20 protein-coding genes are annotated in these 16,907 nt (G+C 70.6%); 6 read left to right on the top strand and 14 right to left on the bottom strand.

All coding sequences use genetic code 11. The features are described from left to right. Nucleotides 1-53: 53 nt before the first annotated feature. Complete coding sequence (gene tpg, locus ACZ5VC_RS27465; RefSeq protein ID WP_469122675.1) at nucleotides 54-608, bottom strand: telomere-protecting terminal protein Tpg; 555 nt, start codon at nucleotides 606-608, stop codon at nucleotides 54-56. Between the two features lie 6 nt (nucleotides 609-614). Beyond that, a complete protein-coding gene (tap, locus tag ACZ5VC_RS27470) occupies nucleotides 615-2,831 on the bottom strand; it encodes a telomere-associated protein Tap (RefSeq protein ID WP_469122676.1) in 2,217 nt (738 codons plus the stop codon). Nucleotides 2,832-2,976: 145 nt separating this feature from the next. Here tap and ACZ5VC_RS27475 point away from each other — a divergent pair, with 145 nt between their 5' ends. The 3 genes from ACZ5VC_RS27475 (at nucleotide 2,977) to ACZ5VC_RS27485 (ending at nucleotide 6,731) form a co-directional block, all read left to right on the top strand. After that, complete coding sequence (locus ACZ5VC_RS27475; protein WP_469122677.1) at nucleotides 2,977-4,122, top strand: winged helix DNA-binding domain-containing protein; 1,146 nt, start codon at nucleotides 2,977-2,979, stop codon at nucleotides 4,120-4,122. Nucleotides 4,123-4,268: 146 nt separating this feature from the next. Beyond that, nucleotides 4,269-4,838, top strand: coding sequence for a PadR family transcriptional regulator (locus ACZ5VC_RS27480; RefSeq protein ID WP_469122678.1), 570 nt, complete (start codon nucleotides 4,269-4,271; stop codon nucleotides 4,836-4,838). Between the two features lie 171 nt (nucleotides 4,839-5,009). Then, the gene (locus ACZ5VC_RS27485) at nucleotides 5,010-6,731 is read left to right on the top strand and encodes an acyl-CoA dehydrogenase family protein (RefSeq protein WP_469122679.1); all 1,722 of its coding nucleotides are present in this window, start codon (nucleotides 5,010-5,012) and stop codon (nucleotides 6,729-6,731) included. A gap of 173 nt (nucleotides 6,732-6,904) precedes the next feature. On the opposite strand, the gene ACZ5VC_RS27490 is transcribed toward ACZ5VC_RS27485, so the two are convergent. After that, on the bottom strand, nucleotides 6,905-7,531 hold the full coding sequence (locus tag ACZ5VC_RS27490) for an alpha-ketoglutarate-dependent dioxygenase AlkB family protein (RefSeq protein ID WP_469122680.1): 627 nt from the start codon (nucleotides 7,529-7,531) through the stop codon (nucleotides 6,905-6,907). 90 nt (nucleotides 7,532-7,621) lie between these two features. Further along, the gene (locus ACZ5VC_RS27495) at nucleotides 7,622-7,870 is read right to left on the bottom strand and encodes a hypothetical protein (RefSeq protein ID WP_469122681.1); all 249 of its coding nucleotides are present in this window, start codon (nucleotides 7,868-7,870) and stop codon (nucleotides 7,622-7,624) included. A gap of 217 nt (nucleotides 7,871-8,087) precedes the next feature. Here ACZ5VC_RS27495 and ACZ5VC_RS27500 point away from each other — a divergent pair, with 217 nt between their 5' ends. Next, nucleotides 8,088-8,285, top strand: coding sequence for a hypothetical protein (locus ACZ5VC_RS27500; RefSeq protein WP_469122682.1), 198 nt, complete (start codon nucleotides 8,088-8,090; stop codon nucleotides 8,283-8,285). A gap of 33 nt (nucleotides 8,286-8,318) precedes the next feature. Here ACZ5VC_RS27500 and ACZ5VC_RS27505 read toward each other — a convergent pair whose 3' ends face one another. From ACZ5VC_RS27505 to ACZ5VC_RS27515, 3 genes are all read right to left on the bottom strand, one after another. Continuing rightward, nucleotides 8,319-8,492, bottom strand: a complete 174-nt coding sequence (locus tag ACZ5VC_RS27505) for a hypothetical protein (RefSeq protein ID WP_469122683.1) — start codon at nucleotides 8,490-8,492, stop codon at nucleotides 8,319-8,321. An 18-nt stretch (nucleotides 8,493-8,510) separates the two neighbouring features. Then, entirely contained in the window at nucleotides 8,511-8,867 is a 357-nt protein-coding gene (locus ACZ5VC_RS27510; RefSeq protein ID WP_469122684.1) for a PRC-barrel domain-containing protein, read from the bottom strand. Between the two features lie 646 nt (nucleotides 8,868-9,513). Next, on the bottom strand, nucleotides 9,514-9,978 hold the full coding sequence (locus ACZ5VC_RS27515) for an Asp23/Gls24 family envelope stress response protein (protein ID WP_469122685.1): 465 nt from the start codon (nucleotides 9,976-9,978) through the stop codon (nucleotides 9,514-9,516). 224 nt (nucleotides 9,979-10,202) lie between these two features. Here ACZ5VC_RS27515 and ACZ5VC_RS27520 point away from each other — a divergent pair, with 224 nt between their 5' ends. Next, nucleotides 10,203-10,583: a nuclear transport factor 2 family protein gene (locus ACZ5VC_RS27520; protein ID WP_469122686.1), complete on the top strand. Its 381-nt coding sequence runs from the start codon at nucleotides 10,203-10,205 to the stop codon at nucleotides 10,581-10,583. 3 nt (nucleotides 10,584-10,586) lie between these two features. On the opposite strand, the gene ACZ5VC_RS27525 is transcribed toward ACZ5VC_RS27520, so the two are convergent. The 5 genes from ACZ5VC_RS27525 to ACZ5VC_RS27545 form a co-directional block, all read right to left on the bottom strand. Beyond that, nucleotides 10,587-11,036 (bottom strand): hypothetical protein, encoded by a 450-nt coding sequence (locus tag ACZ5VC_RS27525; protein ID WP_469122687.1) that lies wholly within the window; start codon nucleotides 11,034-11,036, stop codon nucleotides 10,587-10,589. A gap of 97 nt (nucleotides 11,037-11,133) precedes the next feature. Continuing rightward, nucleotides 11,134-11,727: a lytic transglycosylase domain-containing protein gene (locus tag ACZ5VC_RS27530; RefSeq protein ID WP_469122688.1), complete on the bottom strand. Its 594-nt coding sequence runs from the start codon at nucleotides 11,725-11,727 to the stop codon at nucleotides 11,134-11,136. 206 nt (nucleotides 11,728-11,933) lie between these two features. Then, nucleotides 11,934-12,272 (bottom strand): hypothetical protein, encoded by a 339-nt coding sequence (locus ACZ5VC_RS27535; protein ID WP_469122689.1) that lies wholly within the window; start codon nucleotides 12,270-12,272, stop codon nucleotides 11,934-11,936. 54 nt (nucleotides 12,273-12,326) lie between these two features. Beyond that, on the bottom strand, nucleotides 12,327-12,905 hold the full coding sequence (locus ACZ5VC_RS27540) for a hypothetical protein (protein ID WP_469122690.1): 579 nt from the start codon (nucleotides 12,903-12,905) through the stop codon (nucleotides 12,327-12,329). 91 nt (nucleotides 12,906-12,996) lie between these two features. Further along, on the bottom strand, nucleotides 12,997-13,596 hold the full coding sequence (locus ACZ5VC_RS27545) for a TetR/AcrR family transcriptional regulator (protein WP_469122691.1): 600 nt from the start codon (nucleotides 13,594-13,596) through the stop codon (nucleotides 12,997-12,999). 71 nt (nucleotides 13,597-13,667) lie between these two features. Between ACZ5VC_RS27545 and ACZ5VC_RS27550 the strand changes: the two genes are divergently transcribed. Continuing rightward, nucleotides 13,668-14,498: a class I SAM-dependent methyltransferase gene (locus ACZ5VC_RS27550; protein ID WP_469122692.1), complete on the top strand. Its 831-nt coding sequence runs from the start codon at nucleotides 13,668-13,670 to the stop codon at nucleotides 14,496-14,498. A 37-nt stretch (nucleotides 14,499-14,535) separates the two neighbouring features. On the opposite strand, the gene pip is transcribed toward ACZ5VC_RS27550, so the two are convergent. Then, nucleotides 14,536-15,507: a prolyl aminopeptidase gene (gene pip, locus ACZ5VC_RS27555; protein WP_469122693.1), complete on the bottom strand. Its 972-nt coding sequence runs from the start codon at nucleotides 15,505-15,507 to the stop codon at nucleotides 14,536-14,538. Between the two features lie 47 nt (nucleotides 15,508-15,554). Further along, nucleotides 15,555-16,301, bottom strand: a complete 747-nt coding sequence (locus ACZ5VC_RS27560) for a nucleotidyltransferase domain-containing protein (protein WP_469122694.1) — start codon at nucleotides 16,299-16,301, stop codon at nucleotides 15,555-15,557. Between the last annotated feature and the right edge of the window lie 606 nt (nucleotides 16,302-16,907).

Raw genomic sequence — 16,907 nt, forward strand, 5'->3', positions numbered from 1 at the left:
TGAGCAAACGCTCAGCTGGAGCGTATCGGGAGGTCGGCTGCTTCAGGGCGGGGCTAGAGCTCGAAGTCGACGTAGTCGATGTCGGTGAACTCGACCAGGAGGCCCTGGGCGCGGCGGCCGTGGTCCTTGAAGTAGATCTCCTGCAGGCCCTCGGCGGCGATCTCGCGCAACTGCTGTTCCGTGGCGCCCTGTTCCTGCGCCTGAAAGAGGCGGGCGGCGTACTGGGGCGGGAGGGCCTGGGTGAGGTGGCGCAGACGGGCGTCGTCGGTGGTGCCGGGGGCGGCGGTGTAGCCGAAGCGGGCGCGGGTGTCGATGACGATGCCGCCGGTGGTCGCGGCCTGTTTCTTGGCCCTGGCGCGGATCTGGGGCTGCCAGCGCTTGGTGACCTCACGCTCCAGGCGCGCGGCGAGTTCCGCGCGCGGCCTCCTGATCTGGTCCTTCATGTACCGCTCCACGGTGCGCTGCGTGATCCCGAGCAGCGCGGCCACCTGCCTGGTGCCTTTGAGCTGCCTGACCAGATAGCGCATCCGCGCCCCGGCCGTCTTCGGGACGGGGCGGGTGAACGCGCCCCGCACCGCCTTGTCGAGACCGTCTTCGAGCTTGCCCATCACGCCCTACTCTCCGTCGTCCCTGGTGGTGACGTCGCCGTCCTTGATGTACCGGGCGAGGTTGAGCTCGGCGCCGTGGTCCTCGCGGATGCCCTCCGCCCACAGGACGCTCTGGGTGCCCTCGTGCTTGACCATGCCGGGCGAGACACCGAGGCGGAAGCCGCCCGGCAGCGGCTTGCCGGCCGCGTAGGGCAGGAAGTCCAGCGGGCTCGGCCCGTCGGAGACGTAGACGGCGCAGTCCGACAGGACCGCGACCGGGTACTGGCCGGTGGCGGCCGCCGTCTTGAGCATCTTGCGGTGCATGTTGACGCGGGCCTTGGAGATGACGGCCGCGCGGATGTCGGGCCGCCACGTGGGCCGCTTCAGGGCCGGCCACGGTTGGCCGGGCCGCCACCCACCGCCGCGCGGGCGTTCGCGGAGCTTGCCGATGCCGCCCTTCACGGTCGCCTTGATCGCCGCCAGGACGATCGCCATGTCCGGGTCGGTCTGCTTGTGCCCGGCCATGGCGTCCAGGAACTCCTGCGGTGCCAGGTCGGCGGTGACGCCGAGGTCCGCCATCGTGGCGATGTACGCGTCGCGCAGCCGGTTGTACCAGCCGTCCAGGTAGCGGCCGTTGTCCGGCCGGACGTAGGCCTCGACCGGTGTCACCTGGTGGCCGAGCTCCACCGCGTACGCCACGGTGGGCGTGGCGTACCAGGCGGGCCCCGCGGGCCGCCGACCGGTCGGAGTGAAGGGTGAGGGCAGGCGCTCGTCCACCTTCACGTGGGAGAGGTCGACCAGCCAGGATCCCGGCATCTTCGGGTCGAAGGCGGGGGCCCTGACGTGCACGGGCGCTCCGAGACCGACGACGGTGCCGTTGGCGGCCGCCGCGAAGGCCATGTTCACGTCGATGCCCACGACGAACCGCTTGGCGCACTCCTCGTCGGTGAGCGGCCGGGCCCAGTCGTACGCCTCCTCCACCAGTACCTCGTCCGGGGTGCGCTGGTGAAAACGCGGAAGGTCGGCGAGCAGCGGATGCCCGTCGGGGGCCTCGCACGGCGCGCACGGCACGGGACGGGTGCCGAGCGAGCCGGGGTTGTGCTCGCTGTGCCGTTTGCCGGTCTCGTCCGGCTCGCTCGCGCGGGTCGGCGGATGGAGCGCGGTCATGAGCTCGAGACCGGTGACGGCGGTGGACCCGCGCGGCGTCATCACCCGTGTCGCGTAGGTGCACAGAAGGTTCGCCAGGTCACCGGGCGGCAGTTGGGCTGCCTCTCCCCACGACCGGGCGTCGAGTGCGTCCCAGCCCAGGACGCAGAGCTGGACGCAGGAACGCCTTCCGCCCTGGGCGGGGCGGTAGATGCGGGCCCACGGACCGAAGCCGCGCCGGGTGAGCTGCCAGTCGGCCTTCTCCAGTTGCCTCAGGACCTTGTGGCCCTCGGGGAGCCGCCCGGCTCGCCTCTCCTCGTCGCTCAGGCGCGCCGGGAGTCCGTAGCGCGCGGCGGCCGCGTCCGTGAGGACCAGGACGGGGTCGGCGTCCTTGCCGGAGCGGTGCAGGCGCGGCGCGCCGAGCTGTGCCTCCGTCAGGGCCCACTCCACCAGGGCAGGCAGGGACTTGGCGGGGACGTCCAGGACGAGGCCGCCCAGGCAGTACGCGGATACGTCACCGTCGGCGGCGTCGATGACGGCGAGGGGGCCGTGGGCGAACCGTCCGTCGACCGTGGCGATGGGCGCGGGTGCAGACGTGGGTGGCGCCTTCTTGGCGCTGGGGCGCCGTGGCGCCGGCGAGGTCGGGGACGTCCTCGCCGTGTCCGCGGAAGCGGAGAACGAGGCGGCTGCCGCGGGACGCCGCGGCGGCGTCTTCGCAGGGGCGTCCGCTCCGGCATCGGGGGGCGGAGGCGGAGACGGCCGACCGGGCTCGATCGGCTCGGCAGCGCGCGGCGCGGCCACGGCCGAACCGGCGAAGGCCGGGGGCGCCGCCGTGTCCTGAACATGCTCCGCGTGGTTGGCGGGGTAGAGCTCCGCGAGTTTCTCCAGCAGCCGCGCGTACGCCTCGCGCTGCGGGGGCCTCGGCTCCGTCTTGCCGTTCTCCCACGACACGACCGTCGCACGGCGGACCGCCAGTGCGGTGGCGACCTGCTCCTGGGTCAGCCCGTGGGCCTTGCGCAGCCGTTCCCGTTCGGCCGGGGGCGGCAGCGGGGACGCGGACGCGATGAGGGCGTCGACGGCGTCGAACAACTCGGACATGGCACCTCCGGTCCCGACCCTAGCAGGAAGCGGACTTTTCACGTACAAAGACCGTACTTCGCGAGCGATGGAGAGCCCTGGAACGGGCAGGAGGGGCTGCGGCGTCCCTGGCGGGTGAGGGCGGGCCACGGCAGAATCCCGCGTTGTGAAGATCACCGCGCAGGAACTCAACCGGGCCACTCTCCACCGCCAACTGCTGCTGCGGCGGGAGCGTTTGACCGTCTCCGACGGGGTACGTCGCGTGGTCGCCCTCCAGGCCCAGCACCCGGCCTCGCCCTACCTCGCGCTCTGGAACCGGCTCACCGGCTTCACCCCGGCCGAGCTGGACGCCGCCTTCGCGCGGCGCTCGGTGGTCAAGGCGACGCTGATGCGGATCACCCTGCATGCCGTACACGCCGACGACTATCCGGCCTTCCGCGCGGCGATGCGGCCGACGCTGTACGGCTCCCGGCTCGGCGCTCGCTTCGCCGCCGCCGGGCTGACACCCGCGGACGCCGAAGAACTGCTGCCGGGGCTGCTGGCTTTCGCCGACCGCCCGCGCACCTCGGCCGAGATGCAGGCCTGGGTCGAGGAGCAGCTCGGAGCCGACAAGAGGGACGGCGCGTGGTGGGGGCTGAAGGCGTACGCGCCGCTGCACCACGCCCCGACGGAGGCGCCCTGGTCGTTCGGCCTCCGGCCGTCCTTCATCGCGGCACTGACCGGGCCCGCTTCCACGGGGCCGGGGGTGGAACCGGAGGCGCTGCGGACCCTGATCCTGCGCTATCTTGCCGGGTTCGGGCCCGCGTCGGTGGCCGACGTGGCTCAGTTCGCCATGGTGCGGCGGGCATCCGTTCGCGAAGCCCTCCGCGCCCTGGACGGCGCAGTCGAGGAGCTCAAGGGGCCGGAAGGTGTCGCGCTGTTCGACCTGCCGGGCGCCGATCGGCCACCCGCGGACCTTCCCGCGCCGCCCCGGCTCATGGCGATGTGGGACAGCGTCCTGCTGGCCTACGCCGACCGCAGCCGGGTGATACCCCCGGCCTACCGCCCTCTGGTGATCCGGGTCAACGGCGACGTGCTGCCCACGCTGCTGGTGGACGGTTACGTCGCCGGCGTGTGGCGGCCGGTGGACGGCGGCATCGAAGCCACGGCCTTCCAGCCTCTTCCGCCCGCCGCCTGGGAGGGACTCGCCGCCGAGGCCCAGTCCTTGACGGCGCTCCTGGCCGGCCGCGAGGCGGCGGTCTACAGCCGCTACCGCCATTGGTGGGCCAAGCTCCCCGAGGCCGAGGTCCGGCTGTTGCCACAGCTGCCGTGACCAGCGATGTCGCTCACCGTCGGCCCGGTCGGTCCCGGCGCGGGACTTTCCCAGGCCTCACCACCCGCCCCCGCCCGGCCGTGAGCCGCATCTCACCTGAGCGGCGCCGCTTGTCTATGCAACAAGTTGCATAGCAGGATCACAGCATGGCGCTCGAGCACGCGATCCTCGTCTCCCTGCTGGAAAAGCCGGGCTCCGGCTATGAACTGGCCCGGCGGTTCGACCGTTCGATCGGGTACTTCTGGACGGCCACCCACCAGCAGATCTACCGCGTCCTCAAGCGCATGGACGAGGACGGCCGTCTCGACGTGCGCGAGGTGACGCAGCAGACCCGTCCGGACAAGAAGGAGTACTCGGTCTCGGACCTCGGCCTGGCGTCCCTGGCCGAGTGGCTTCACGAACCGATCCAGCCGGAGAGCATGCGGCACGAGCTCGCCGTGAAGATCCGGGGCGCGGCCTTCGACGATCCGGCCGCCCTGGTACACGAGGTCGAACGGCACCAGCGGCTGCACAGGGACCGGCTCGCCCACTACCTGGCGGGCGAGCGGCGGGACTTCGGCGAAGCCGACGCCTCCGCGGTACCCGACGCCGGGCGCGAGCTGCAGCACGCGGTACTCCGCGGCGGAATCGCGTACGAGCGGATGATGCTCGCCTGGCTCGACGACGTGCTCGCCACGCTCCATCGACTCGGTTCCGGCGGCCGACCGGGCCGCTGACCCGGAGCCGGCCACTGCCCCGGTCCGGCCTTTTGACCAGGTCGCCGACCCGGTTCCGGCCGCTGACTCGGCGCCCCGGAGGCCGGCCGCCGGCCCGGTGCCCGTGTACCGGCCGCCCGCCTCGACCGCACTCCCACCTCCCCCGACCCCCAGCCGGAAAGGCGAACATCCATGACCGACCCGCTGCTGTTCAACCCGCGCACCTACGACCCGGCGCACTTCGACCCGGAGACCCGCCGGCTGCTGCGCGCCACCGTCGACTGGTTCGAGGACCGCGGCAAGCGCAGGCTGATCGAGGACTACCGCTCGCGGGCCTGGCTGGGGGACTTCCTCGCCTTCGCCGCCAAGGAAGGACTGTTCGCGGCCTTCCTCACCCCGGCCTCGGCGGCCGACGGCCACCCGGACAAGCGCTGGGACACCGCCCGGATCGCCGCCCTCAACGAGATCTTCGGCTTCTACGGGCTCGACTACTGGTACGCCTGGCAGGTCACCATCCTCGGCCTGGGACCGGTGTGGCAGAGCGACAACGCCGCCGCGCGCGCCCGCGCCGCGGAGCTGCTCTCCCAGGGCGAGGTGTTCGCCTTCGGCCTGTCCGAGAAGGCCCACGGCGCCGACATCTACTCGACCGACATGCTGCTGGAGCCGGACGGCGAAGGCGGCTTCCGGGCCAGCGGTTCGAAGTACTACATCGGTAACGGCAACGCCGCCGGGCTCGTCTCCGTATTCGGCCGCCGTACCGACGTCGAGGGCCCCGAGGGATACGTCTTCTTCGCCGCCGACAGCCGCCACCCGGCGTACCACCTCGTCAAGAACGTCGTCGACTCCTCGAAGTACGTCAGCGAATTCCGCCTCGACGGCTACCCGGTCGGCCCCGACGACATCCTGCACACCGGCCGGGCCGCGTTCGACGCCGCGCTCAACACCGTCAACGTCGGCAAGTTCAATCTGTGCACTGCCTCGATCGGCATCTGCGAGCACGCGATGTACGAGGCCGTCACGCACGCCCACAACCGGATCCTCTACGGCCGTCCCGTCACCGCCTTCCCGCACGTGCGCCGCGAGCTGACCGACGCGTACGTCCGGCTCGTCGGCATGAAGCAGTTCAGCGACCGCGCCGTCGACTACTTCCGGTCCGCGACCCCCGACGACCGCCGCTACCTGCTGTTCAACCCGATGACCAAGATGAAGGTGACGACCGAGGGCGAGAAGGTCATCGACCTCATGTGGGACGTCATCGCCGCCAAGGGGTTCGAGAAGGACAACTACTTCGCCCAGGCCGCGATAGAGATCCGGGGGCTGCCCAAGCTGGAGGGCACCGTCCACGTCAACCTCGCGCTGATCCTGAAGTTCATGCGGAACCACCTGCTGAACCCCGCCGAGTACGCGCCCGTGCCGACCCGCCTGGACGCCGCCGACGACGCGTTCCTCTTCCAGCAGGGGCCGGCCCGCGGCCTGGGCTCCGTCCGCTTCCACGACTGGCGCCCGGCCTTCGACGCCTACGCGCACCTGCCCAACGTCGTCCGCTTCCGGGAGCAGGCGGACGCGCTGTGCGAGTTCGTCACCACCGCCGCCCCCGACGAGCAGCAGAGCCGCGACCTGGACCTCCTCCTCGCCGTCGGCCAGCTCTTCTCGCTCGTCGTCCATGGCCAGCTGATCCTGGAGCAGGCCGGGCTGACCGGCCTGGACGAGGACGTACTGGACGAGCTGTTCACCGTCCTCGTGCGCGACTTCTCCGCGCACGCCGTCGAGCTGCACGGCAAGGGCTCCGCCACGGCGGAGCAGCAGCGCTGGGCCCTGGAGGCGGTCCGTCGGCCGGTCGTGGACGAGGCCCGCTCGGCGCGCGTCTGGCAGCGCGTCGAGGCCCTGTCCGGCGCCTACGAGATGGCGCAGTAGGAAGGGCCGATGCGCGGGCGGGTTCAGCGGGCTCGTGGCCGGAGCGTGTGCCCCTGAATCCGTCGCCGCCCCCTCCCCTTCCGGGCCTGACGCCGGGGGCCGCATGTCGGGCGGCCCCCGGTCGGCACGTCAGTGAGCGCCGGCGGGCCCCCTTGGCCTGCGGTGGAAGGGCCTCAGCGCACTCCGCGCGGCCGGAACTGGATGCTGATCCGGGGGCCCGCGCCCCGCGCGGTCTTGGGAATGGCGTGCTCCCAGGTCCGCTGACACGAGCCGCCCATCACCACCAGATCGCCGTGGCCGAGCGGCAACCGCCTCGCCGGGCCGCCCCCGCGCGGCCGCAGCGCAAGATCGCGTGGTTCTCCCACCGACAGGATAGCGACCATGGTGTCCTGCCGAGAGCCGCGCCCGATCCGGTCGCCGTGCCAGGCGACGCTGTCCCGGCCGTCCCGGTAGTAGCACAGGCCGGCCGTGGTGAACGGCTCGCCGAGCTCGGCGGCGTAGTGCGCGGACAGTACGTCGCGCGCCTCGTCGAGCACCGGGTGCGGGAGGGTGTCCTCCTCGCCGTAGAAGGCGAGGAGCCGCGGTACGGCGACCTCATGGTCGTACATCTGCCGCCGCTCGGCGCGCCATGGCACGGAGGCGACGAGCTCCTCGAAGAGGGCGTCCGCCCCGCTCAGCCAGGCGGGCAACAGGTCGATCCACGCCCCGTCTCCCAGATCGGTTCGCCGCAGACCGGTCAGCGGACCGAGATGAATGTCGTCGGTCTGGTCGAAGAGTGACCCCTGCAGATGCGCTGCCATGGGTACCAGAGTAGCCAGAAATCGAACGTACGTCTCATTGGGAGACGGGGGCCTTTCACGGCAGCCCTTGCTTCTCGGGGAATGTCCGTGTCAGGGAATGTCCGTGTCCGACGGCTGGGCCTCGTATGAGTGCGGGTCGTCGACGTGCCATTCGACCAACCCCGTGTCGCCGAACACTGCCTCGTCCGCGTTGTCCACCCCGGCCCGGCGCAAGAGATCGACGACTTCGGCGTCGGTGAGGGCCACGCCGAGCACGACGTCCCGCCCCTCGACACGGAGGGTGACCTGGCGGCCGCCGGCGGGCCGCGTCGGGTGGACGGCGATGGGCGCATGGCGCATGCCTCCAGCGTCCCCCAGGAGTGGCGCACGCGCACGGCGCGGCAAGCCGCCCGGTCATGGCGCTCACTCGCGCGTCCGACTGGTGCTCACGGTGCCACCGGGAGGGCGGCCGGGGCGTCCGCACCCGGCAGGCTGGGCGGGATGGACGACTACCGCCCCGCCCACCGCGACCCCGGCCCCGGCCCCGGCCCCGGACCGTACGGGCGCCTGCGCGTGCGTGCAGACCTCGGGTCTCGGTCCGGCCCGCTGGCTGATCGAACGGGCGGCGGGATACGGCGAGTTCGGGACGGTGGCGGGTGTCGCCGCACCCGGGTTCGCGGCCTATGTCGGCGGGCGCGAGACACGGATCGCCGAACTACTGGCCACCCCGGAGCTCGAGGCGCACCGTGCCTCGCCACGCGACCAGGTCATCTGACGTCGTCCCGCTCATAGCCGGCAGCCTCGCCCGTCAGCGGGTGCGGCGGTGGTGCCGTCCGCCGCGTCGGAACCGCACCACCGCATAGACGAGGTCGGCGACCAGAACGGCAATGCCGATGATCAGGAGGTAGAACAAGCCTTCCACCGTGGCCCCGATGACTCCCAGGACGAGCGCCGCGATGATCAGGAGCAGGAACAGACTCATCCGTCCTCCTTGTGCGCGTCAGCGGCGCGCGAGGCGCCGCTCGCCGCCGGCGCCGGGCTGGTAGTCGAGCTCGTAGTGCGTGAAGACGGCGTGCTCCTCTTCGGCAGGCAGTACGCCGTCGGTGTCGATGGAGGGGGCGTCCCTGACCTGGTTCTTGGGGTAGGTGACTTTGACGTAGCCGGGTCCGACGGTCGCGCCGGTGAGCGGGACGAACACCAGGCGGCGCCGGGTGGGCATACCGACCGTGACCGTCGCGAAGAACGGCTGGTCCGTGGCGGTGTCCACGTAGACGGACTCAAGAGTGCCGATCTTGTGGCCGCCCGCGTCGACCACGTCGTGAGTGCGCCACTCACGAATATCGCCCGCTTCGAACATCACTGACCTCCAACGGCTGGGTGCCCTTCCATCCTGCCCCGCATGCGGGATTCCATCGGAAAGGCGCGAGCCGCCCTGCCGGCGGCCGGGGAGGATCAGGCGGAGGCGAGGGAGATCCCCCTCGACTTGATGAGCGCGACCACGGAGGACCCGGGGGCCAGCCCGAGGGCGTCCACTTTCGGGGTGGCACGGTCAGCGCCCGGGGCGCAAACGCCGCACCAGGCGCCGAGGGCTCACACGTCCGCGTCGAGAACGAGAGGCGGACCGACGTGGCTTCCTCCCCACTTCTCCCGCCCCCGCGTCTCCCGCTTCGCGGCTGCTCGACCGCCAGTCGTCGTCAGGCGACAGCAGGGGCGCCTTGCGTTCGGCCTGCGCCCGGATCTCGTAGTAGGACTCATGGGAGGTGACACGGTAGGCCTCCTCCCACGAGGCCAGAGCCGATCTGACGGCGGCGCCCGCGGTACCTCGGCGACGGACATGGAGAGCCAGCCACGCGAAGCCGCCCAGGACCGCGGCGAACCCACCGCAGATCGTCAGGACCGCCAAGAAGTCACCCATGCGCCGAGCCTACGTGGACTCATGATCCGGCGGCAGCGCGCCGTCGTCAGCGGTCAAGAGGCCGCTGGGCAGGGCCGGTCCACGCCGACTACGCGACCCGCCGCTCCGTGCTTTCCTCTTCTTCTCCGAGGAACTCTCCCGGGACGTCCACGTCGGTCACGGTGAGGTTCACCTCGACGACCTCCAAGCCCGTCATCCGCTCGATGGCGGTGATCACGCTCTCCCGTACGTCACCCGCGACCTCGATGATCGAGACGCCGTAGTCGACCGCGATCTCCACATCGACCGCGGCCTGCACCTCACCGACCTCGACCTTCACGCCGGCGGTGACGGACTTGCCGCCGCCTCCGGGCACGCGCTCCCGCATGGCGCCCACGCCACGGGCCAGCCCGCCGCCCACCGCGTGAACGCCCGGCACATCCCTGGTCGCCATTCCGGCGATCTTGGCCACCACGCCTTCGGCGATCACGGTCCGTCCCCGTGACGGGGGGCCGCTGCTCTTCTGGCCACCCGGGGCGGCCCCGGGCCGATCCGCCTGTCCGCTCTCGCTCATCGCCACTTCGCCCCTTCCATGGGAAGCCGGACCATCCCTTCCACCGTACGTACGGTCGGGGCTGACCGCTTGCGGGCGAGGGGGCGCCCGCCTGCTCCACTTCGCGGTCTTCGCGGCTCGGCAGGACTGCTGTGCCCGGTCGTCGCCGGGCTGGCGGTCCTGGAGTCGCGGCGGCGTGGGCGCGGTGCCACGGCGCCGTACGGGCCCCTACTACGGTGACCGCCATGACCGATCCTGAGAAGAACAAGGCCACGGTGACGGCCTTCTACGACCTGATGTTCAACCAGTGCCGCCCGGCGGAAGCCATCGAGAAGTACACCGGCGACACCTACATCCAGCACAACCCGCACGTCGGGGACGGCAAGCAGGCGTTCATCGACTACTTCGAGCGCATGGCCGCCGAGTACCCGGGCAAGCGCGTCGAGTTCAAGCGCGTCATCGCCGAGGGCAACCACGTGGTGCTGCACTGCCATCAGGTCTGGCCCGACGAGGAGTACGCGGGAATCGACATCTTCCGCCTCGACGACGACGGAGGGATCGTCGAGCACTGGGACGTCCTCCAGACCGTCCCGCCCACGTCGAAGAACGACAACACGATGTTCTGACGGTCACAGGCCGAACAGCACTCCGCGCCAGGTCCATCCCGCGTCCAGGACCGCCTTCTGCAAAGGGTCACGCATGTCCCGGGAGTTGAAGCGGTGCGTCTCGACCATGCGCCGACGGCCGTCGGGCCCCCGCTCGTACGTCCACTCCCGGGACACCGTGCTCGCGCGCCCGCGGCCGTACTCCCCCGACCGCGCGTCCCACTGCTCGTCGAGCGCCCGCACCTCGCGCTTCGCGGGGACCAGGCGCATCCGGGTCTTGAGCGTCAGCCTCAGCTCCCGGATCCGCCACTCCGCCACGAGGTCGGCACCTTCCTTCGGGGTGCCGTTGCGCACGACGTACGGCACGTCCGGTCCGTTGATCGCGAGCAGCGCGGCCCGGACCTCTGCGGTGGACAGCGGTGCGGCGCCGCTGGTGGGGTACTTCGTGCCCGTCAACCTGTCGAAAATGCCCATCCGATCATCCTACGGACGCCCGATCCGTACACGGGTTTCAGCACCCTCCGCGCGCCGTTCGCCCATGACGCGCCGGCAGCGCTTCGGACTCTCGTCCTCAAGGACCGCAGGGCGCCGGGTACGAGCTTTCCGTCACCGCGTACGGAAGGCATGCCTTGTCTTGGGGTGCGTACAGCATCAGTTGGGCACGCACCTTGTCCGTATAGGGGCGGAGACGCGCGGGTATGCCGTTCTCCTTCTGCACCACGAACGTCGCCGTGCGGTAGGCGGCCGCCAGGTTCAGAGCCGGATCACCGGCCACGCCCTCCAACTGTGGAGCCAGGGTGCACAGCATCCGGCCCATGGCCATGATCGACTCGTGGGGGTCGAGTGGCGGCCCGGGGACTCTGTTCTGCCGAGCCGGGGGCAGGTAGTACCGCAGCACGCGCGGAGTCCAGCGGGCGATCCCGTACTCGTCGGCCGCAGGATCGGACAAGTCGGGATCGAAGTTGCTTTCCACCTTCAATATGGCGGCGATGAGTGCGGGCGTGACCTGCGGCGCGCTGCACAGCGTGCCGGCCCGGACGATGACGGCGCGGTATTCATCCGGTACGTCGGCCGCCGGGTGGAGCCATGCGGCATGGACGAGGTTGCTGGGTGCGGATGGACCGAGGAACTGCGACGCCGTGCAGAAGGTGACCATCAGCACCACGGTAACGAGGCGCAGACCACGGCGAAGCACCACTCCAACGCCTCGGCGCGAGACCGCTGTTCCGGCGACTTCGCACGGGCGAGCCGCGCGGGCGGGGCTGGTGTGCTTCTCGCACGAACCGCCCTCGTCTGCCCCGGCGGGGCCGTCCACAATGAAATGTCGCTGGTCCGGGGCGTGTCCGGTTCGGCCATGAGGGCGGCGGCCTCTCATTCCGGCAGGGCGTACCCCTGGTCTTCGTCCCACGGGATGTCCACGTCGTCCATATGCACAGACCACTCGGCATCCGGCAGGGCCCGGCGCAACGCGGTCACCGCCTCGAGCACATGGGTGATCACCGGCATGAGTCGACTTTCTTCCATGGGCATCCTGGTCGACCCCGCCACTATCTCGTCCGGCTCGTTGCCGTCGTCGTACAGATACAGGCTCTCCTCGTAGTCGTAGGGGAAGGAAGCCTGGTGGGCGGCGACCATGCGCTCAACCGCGGCTGCCTCGGCTTCGGTCAGCGGCGCAGCGCGGTGCGCGTGGTAGTAGAGGGAAAGGCTCATGTGCCGAGCGTAGGGGCGGGGTCGGACAACGCCCCTGCGGAGACTCTCCTCATGTCAGGGCATTCGAGCACCATCGCGAGCCGCCGCCCCCCGCATGCGCCCGGGGTCCATGTCTTCTTGTGACACGCCTAGTTCACGCCGCATCGCCGTTCTCATGGCCCGCAGCTTGGCCCAGACCTCTTCCTGCGCCGCGGCTGCGGTGTCCAGTGATTCCCCCGGTCCGGGTTCATCCCGTTCAAGACGCTTGATGTGGCCGTAGGCATCGTTCAGGGCCCGATTGACGACGCTCGCCCGCGTGAGCACCTCATCAGAGGCGATCATCTGCGCTTCGGAGTACCGATCGCGATGTGCCTTCTTCGCCTCTTCGAGGGCCGATCTGTCGGAGTCGTCCACGGCACGCTCCCGTATGACGTGCAAGTGACGGTTGAGGGCTGTCGTGAACTGGCGGGAATCCCGGTTGAGTTCCGTGTAGCAGGTGCGGCGAAGTGCATCGTTCTCGCGAATCTCCTCGAGGCTACGAAGTAGCTCGATCTCCCGGCGCTTCGCTCGTTCAGAGCCCCGCAGGGTGAGCACGGAGCCCCCCAAGGTTCCAGCGACGCCTGCCACCGCGATGATCACCGAGCTGAGTTCCACAACCACACTCCTAGAAGCTTCTTGGGATGCCCGAGGCGGCGCGACGATCGTTCGACAGCGCTCGCTCTCTACCGCCGTGCCGTCGGGTCGTTCACGGTCCGGGATCCCGCACCGCGCCGGCGATGACCGTTGACACGACCTTGTGCACGGCTCCGGCCTCTGGTGGTGTGCCCTTCCGGTCGGCGAACAGCAGGTGGCCCGCGCCGATCAGTGTCGGGGCGAGGGTCTCGACGTCGGTATCGGGCGCGAGACGGCCCAATTCCCGTTCGGCGGTGAGGTAGGAGGCGATCATGGCCGTCGCCTCCGTCAGGAGCGGGATGCCGTGCGGTGTGGTTCGGCGCAGCCGGGCGCGAAGCTCGTCGCGGGACGTGACAAGGCCGACGATCGCGACGCCGACCGGCCCGAACAGGGTCGTCAGTGCCTCGGTGAGGTGGTCGGCGGGGGCGCCGGTCCCAGCGGCGGCGCGCAGGGTGGCGGCCTGGTTGTCGAGCCGGGCGATGCGGTCCCGTACGAGCTCCGCGAGGAAGGCGTCGAAGTCGGCGAAGTGGCGGTGCAGGACGCCTTTGGCGCAGCCCGCCTCCGTGGTGACCGCCCGGCTGGTCAGGGCGTCCGGGCCGTCGCGGAGCAGGACGCGTTCGGCGGCGTCGAAGAGTTGTTCGCGGGCGTCACGGATGGCCACTCCTGTCGGCATCGTGCATCCCTTCGGCCCTCGGTGGGCCCGTCCGGTTGACGAGTGGGCATGTGCCCACTATTAGTGGGCACATGCCCACTATACCGCCGGAGCGAGCGCGCCCTTCACACCGCGAGCCCCATCAACACCGGCACGCAGCCGAGTCGTTCGGCTCGGACGCCGCACGTTACGACCGGGCCAGGCCGCGCTATCCGGACGCCATGGTGCGCCGGATCGTCGCAGCCGGCCCCGGCCCCGACGTCCTCGACGTCGGCTGCGGGACCGGTATCGCCGCCCGGCAGTTCCTGACGGCCGGCTGCGAGGTGCTCGGAGTCGAGCCGGACGCGCGGATGGCCGAGTGGGCTCGGCAGTTCGGAGTCGACGTCGATGAGGCGACATTCGAAGCCTGGGAGCCCGCGGGCCGGACCTTCGATGCGATCGTCGCCGGCCAGGCCTGGCATTGGATAGACCCGGTGGCGGGAGCGGTCAAGGCCGCGCGAGTTCTCCGTCCCGGAGGCCGGTTCGCGGCGTTCTGGAATGTGTTCCAGCTTCCGCCCGATCTCGCGGAGGCCTTCGCCACGGTCTACCGGCGAATCATGCCCGACTCGCCCTTCAACCCCGACACGATGAAGAAGCCGGCCCTGGACGGCTACCAAGCGCTGTTCACCAGGACGGCCGACGGACTCCGGGAAGCAGGCGGGTTCAGCGATCCCGAGCAGTGGCGATTCGACTGGGAGTGGTCCTACACACGGGAGGCGTGGCTGGACCAGATGCCCACCCATGGTGCCCTCACCCGGCTCCCGCCGGACAAGCTGGAGGAGATCCTGGCGGGCGTCGGGACCGCCATCGACGCGATGGGCGGCAGCTTCACGATGCGCCATGTGACGGTCGTCGTCACAGCGACCCGAACTGGCAGCGTCTGACTGCCTCTTGCCACGGCCCAAGATCGTCGGCGGTCACTCACTGGCCGCGAGCGCTGGCCGCGAATCGGTCGAGGGCCTGAAGCACATGGTCCCGCGTCTTCGCGCCGCCCAGATGGCCAGCGTCCTCGACGACCCTCAACTCGGCGTCGGGCCAGGCACGTTGCAGCTCCCAGGCGGTGTCGAGCGGGCCGCCCATGTCGAGTCGGCCGTGGACCAGGACACCTGGGATGCCGGCCAGCCGCCCGGCTTCCCGGAGAAGAACGCCTTCGTCCAGCCACGCGCCGTGGGAGAAGTAGTGGGAGCAGATGCGTACCAGCGCCAGTTGAGCGGTCGGCGGGCGGTCGCCGTACGGATTGGACGCGCCCTTCGTCTCCCCCGACAGGACCGTGTCCTCCCAGGCGCACCAGTCGGCCGTGGCCTTCTCCCGCACCTTCGCGTCGGGGTGCTCCATCAGCCGGGCGTAGGCCGCGACGACGTCGCCGTCGCGTGGCGTGCCGGGGGCGCCCGCGAGGAAGCGTTCCCACTGTTCGGGGAAGAAGCGGCCGACGCCTCGGTAGAGCCAGTCGATCTCGGTGCGGCGGGTGGTGGTGACGCTGGAGATGACGATCTCGGACACGCGCTCGGGGTGCTGTTCCGCGTAGGCCAGGATGAGCGTCGAGCCCCAGGACCCGCCGTACAGCAGCCAGCTGTCGATGCCCAGGTGTTCCCTCAGCCGCTCCATGTCGGCGATGAGGTGGTGGGTGGTGTTGAGCCGCATATCGGTGGCGGGGTCGCCGGCGTGCGGTGTGCTGCGGCCGCAGCCGCGCTGGTCGAACAGGACGATCCGGTACCGCTCCGGGTCGAAGTACTGCCGCACGCGCGTGCCGCACCCGGATCCCGGTCCGCCGTGCACGACGAGCGCCGGCTTGCCGTCGGGGTTGCCGCAGACCTCCCAGTACACGAGGTTGCCGTCGCCGACGTCGAGCATCCCCTTCTCGTACGGCTCGATCGGGGGGTACAGCTCGGCCATGTCCAGATCTCCTCACGCCCGGGGGCGTCGGCTGTGTCGTTGGTTGGTCAGCGTCCGGTGCCGGCGGCGGACGAGTCGATGACACCGTGCCAGACCCTGCGGTAGCCCTCGCGAAGCGGCCCGCCGACGAGGTCGAGTACCTGCGAGGCGGCATCGATCAGGGTCGCCGGGTCTCCGGACTCGCACAGAATCAGATGTCCGTCCAGCAGAGCCGCCCCACGCTCCGCGTCCGCTTCGAGAAGGCGCCTTGGCAGCCATTTGCCGCCGCCGGTCCATGCACGGTGGTGGTCGAAGAGCAGATCGGCGGCGGTGTTGAGAACGTGACCGGCCACCGCCAGGCGCTCGACGGGATCCTGGGCGTCGCCCAGATCGTCCAGAGCGTCCGTCAGGCCGTACCGCTTCGTCTCGACCGTTTCCGCCTCGAGTGCCGGCGGCCCCTTGCGGAGTTGCGTCTCGGCGAGTGCCCGGGCACGGCCGGCTTCCCCGTCCCTGTCGACCAGGACGAGGCCGGTGGCGTACATGCTCTGCAGGACGGCGCGACGTGCCGCGACGCCCGCCGCGAAGAGCTCCGCGAGACCGGTACGGGTGTGGATGAAGAGCTCCACCACGCGCCCCTCGACCCGGAGCGTCTCCCGGCAGGTCTCGCCGCCGTCGTCGACGAGCACCGCGAGATCGAGGTCACTGCTCGCGGTCGCCCGCCCCGAGGCGGTGGAGCCGGCCAGGACCACGGCGAGCGCCTCGGGGAAACGGTCACGCACGAGACATCGCGCCAGGTCGATCGGTCCCAGATCCATGCGAGTCAGGATGTCATGATCACCCCCGCCGCAGGGAACCGCTTTTCGGCATCCACGACCCTGATCGCTACAGGCCCGTGACAACCCGTGGGGCGAAGCCAGTGGGCGGTTCCCCAGGGTGCTCCCCCGCTGGCCCGGGTGGACGCGGCGGGGGGCCGATGCGCGATGATGTGCCCCGAGCCGGGGGTAGTTGAACTGAAGTGGCCGGTTGGGGACACTACTTGTGAACGATGCGGTCGAGTTGGCGGACGTGATCGCGCAGCTGCCGTCATTCGCAGCTGTTGCTGATGCGCATGCTGTCGGTGGACAGGGCCAGCCGCACCCAGGCGTTGCACCCGAAGGACGCCGACCTCGCCTACGGCGCCCTGCCGCAGGACGGCGCGCTGGAACGGCAGGCCGTGGAGCGGCGGGCGGCCGACTGGTACGCGAGTGCCGCCCCGCCCCGCTCGGAGTGGCGCGGTCTTGACGAACTACAGGTTTGCCGATGGGAGTTCGACCATAGTGTTGAGCAGGGGACTGGGACGACGCCGCGCTGGTCCTTGGAGCGATCAGCGAATGGATGGTCCGGCACGGCTCGGTGCTTGCCGCGATTTCGATGCATCTGAC

The organism is Streptomyces sp. NPDC033174 (genome assembly GCF_055577795.1).

Bases quoted from the DNA above. Each gene is read 5' to 3' on its own strand.
- ACZ5VC_RS27560 (WP_469122694.1), bottom strand. From the start codon at position 16,301: ATGGATCTGGGACCGATCGACCTGGCGCGATGTCTCGTGCGTGACCGT.
- ACZ5VC_RS27505 (WP_469122683.1), bottom strand. From the start codon at position 8,492: ATGAGTCTGTTCCTGCTCCTGATCATCGCGGCGCTCGTCCTGGGAGTC.
- ACZ5VC_RS27480 (WP_469122678.1), top strand. From the start codon at position 4,269: ATGGCGCTCGAGCACGCGATCCTCGTCTCCCTGCTGGAAAAGCCGGGC.
- pip (WP_469122693.1), bottom strand. From the start codon at position 15,507: ATGGCCGAGCTGTACCCCCCGATCGAGCCGTACGAGAAGGGGATGCTC.
- tpg (WP_469122675.1), bottom strand. From the start codon at position 608: ATGGGCAAGCTCGAAGACGGTCTCGACAAGGCGGTGCGGGGCGCGTTC.
- ACZ5VC_RS27520 (WP_469122686.1), top strand. From the start codon at position 10,203: ATGACCGATCCTGAGAAGAACAAGGCCACGGTGACGGCCTTCTACGAC.
- ACZ5VC_RS27490 (WP_469122680.1), bottom strand. From the start codon at position 7,531: ATGGCAGCGCATCTGCAGGGGTCACTCTTCGACCAGACCGACGACATT.
- tap (WP_469122676.1), bottom strand. From the start codon at position 2,831: ATGTCCGAGTTGTTCGACGCCGTCGACGCCCTCATCGCGTCCGCGTCC.
- ACZ5VC_RS27485 (WP_469122679.1), top strand. From the start codon at position 5,010: ATGACCGACCCGCTGCTGTTCAACCCGCGCACCTACGACCCGGCGCAC.
- ACZ5VC_RS27550 (WP_469122692.1), top strand. From the start codon at position 13,668: ATGCCCACTATACCGCCGGAGCGAGCGCGCCCTTCACACCGCGAGCCC.
- ACZ5VC_RS27525 (WP_469122687.1), bottom strand. From the start codon at position 11,036: ATGGGCATTTTCGACAGGTTGACGGGCACGAAGTACCCCACCAGCGGC.
- ACZ5VC_RS27535 (WP_469122689.1), bottom strand. From the start codon at position 12,272: ATGAGCCTTTCCCTCTACTACCACGCGCACCGCGCTGCGCCGCTGACC.
- ACZ5VC_RS27545 (WP_469122691.1), bottom strand. From the start codon at position 13,596: ATGCCGACAGGAGTGGCCATCCGTGACGCCCGCGAACAACTCTTCGAC.
- ACZ5VC_RS27510 (WP_469122684.1), bottom strand. From the start codon at position 8,867: ATGTTCGAAGCGGGCGATATTCGTGAGTGGCGCACTCACGACGTGGTC.
- ACZ5VC_RS27495 (WP_469122681.1), bottom strand. From the start codon at position 7,870: ATGCGCCATGCGCCCATCGCCGTCCACCCGACGCGGCCCGCCGGCGGC.
- ACZ5VC_RS27515 (WP_469122685.1), bottom strand. From the start codon at position 9,978: ATGAGCGAGAGCGGACAGGCGGATCGGCCCGGGGCCGCCCCGGGTGGC.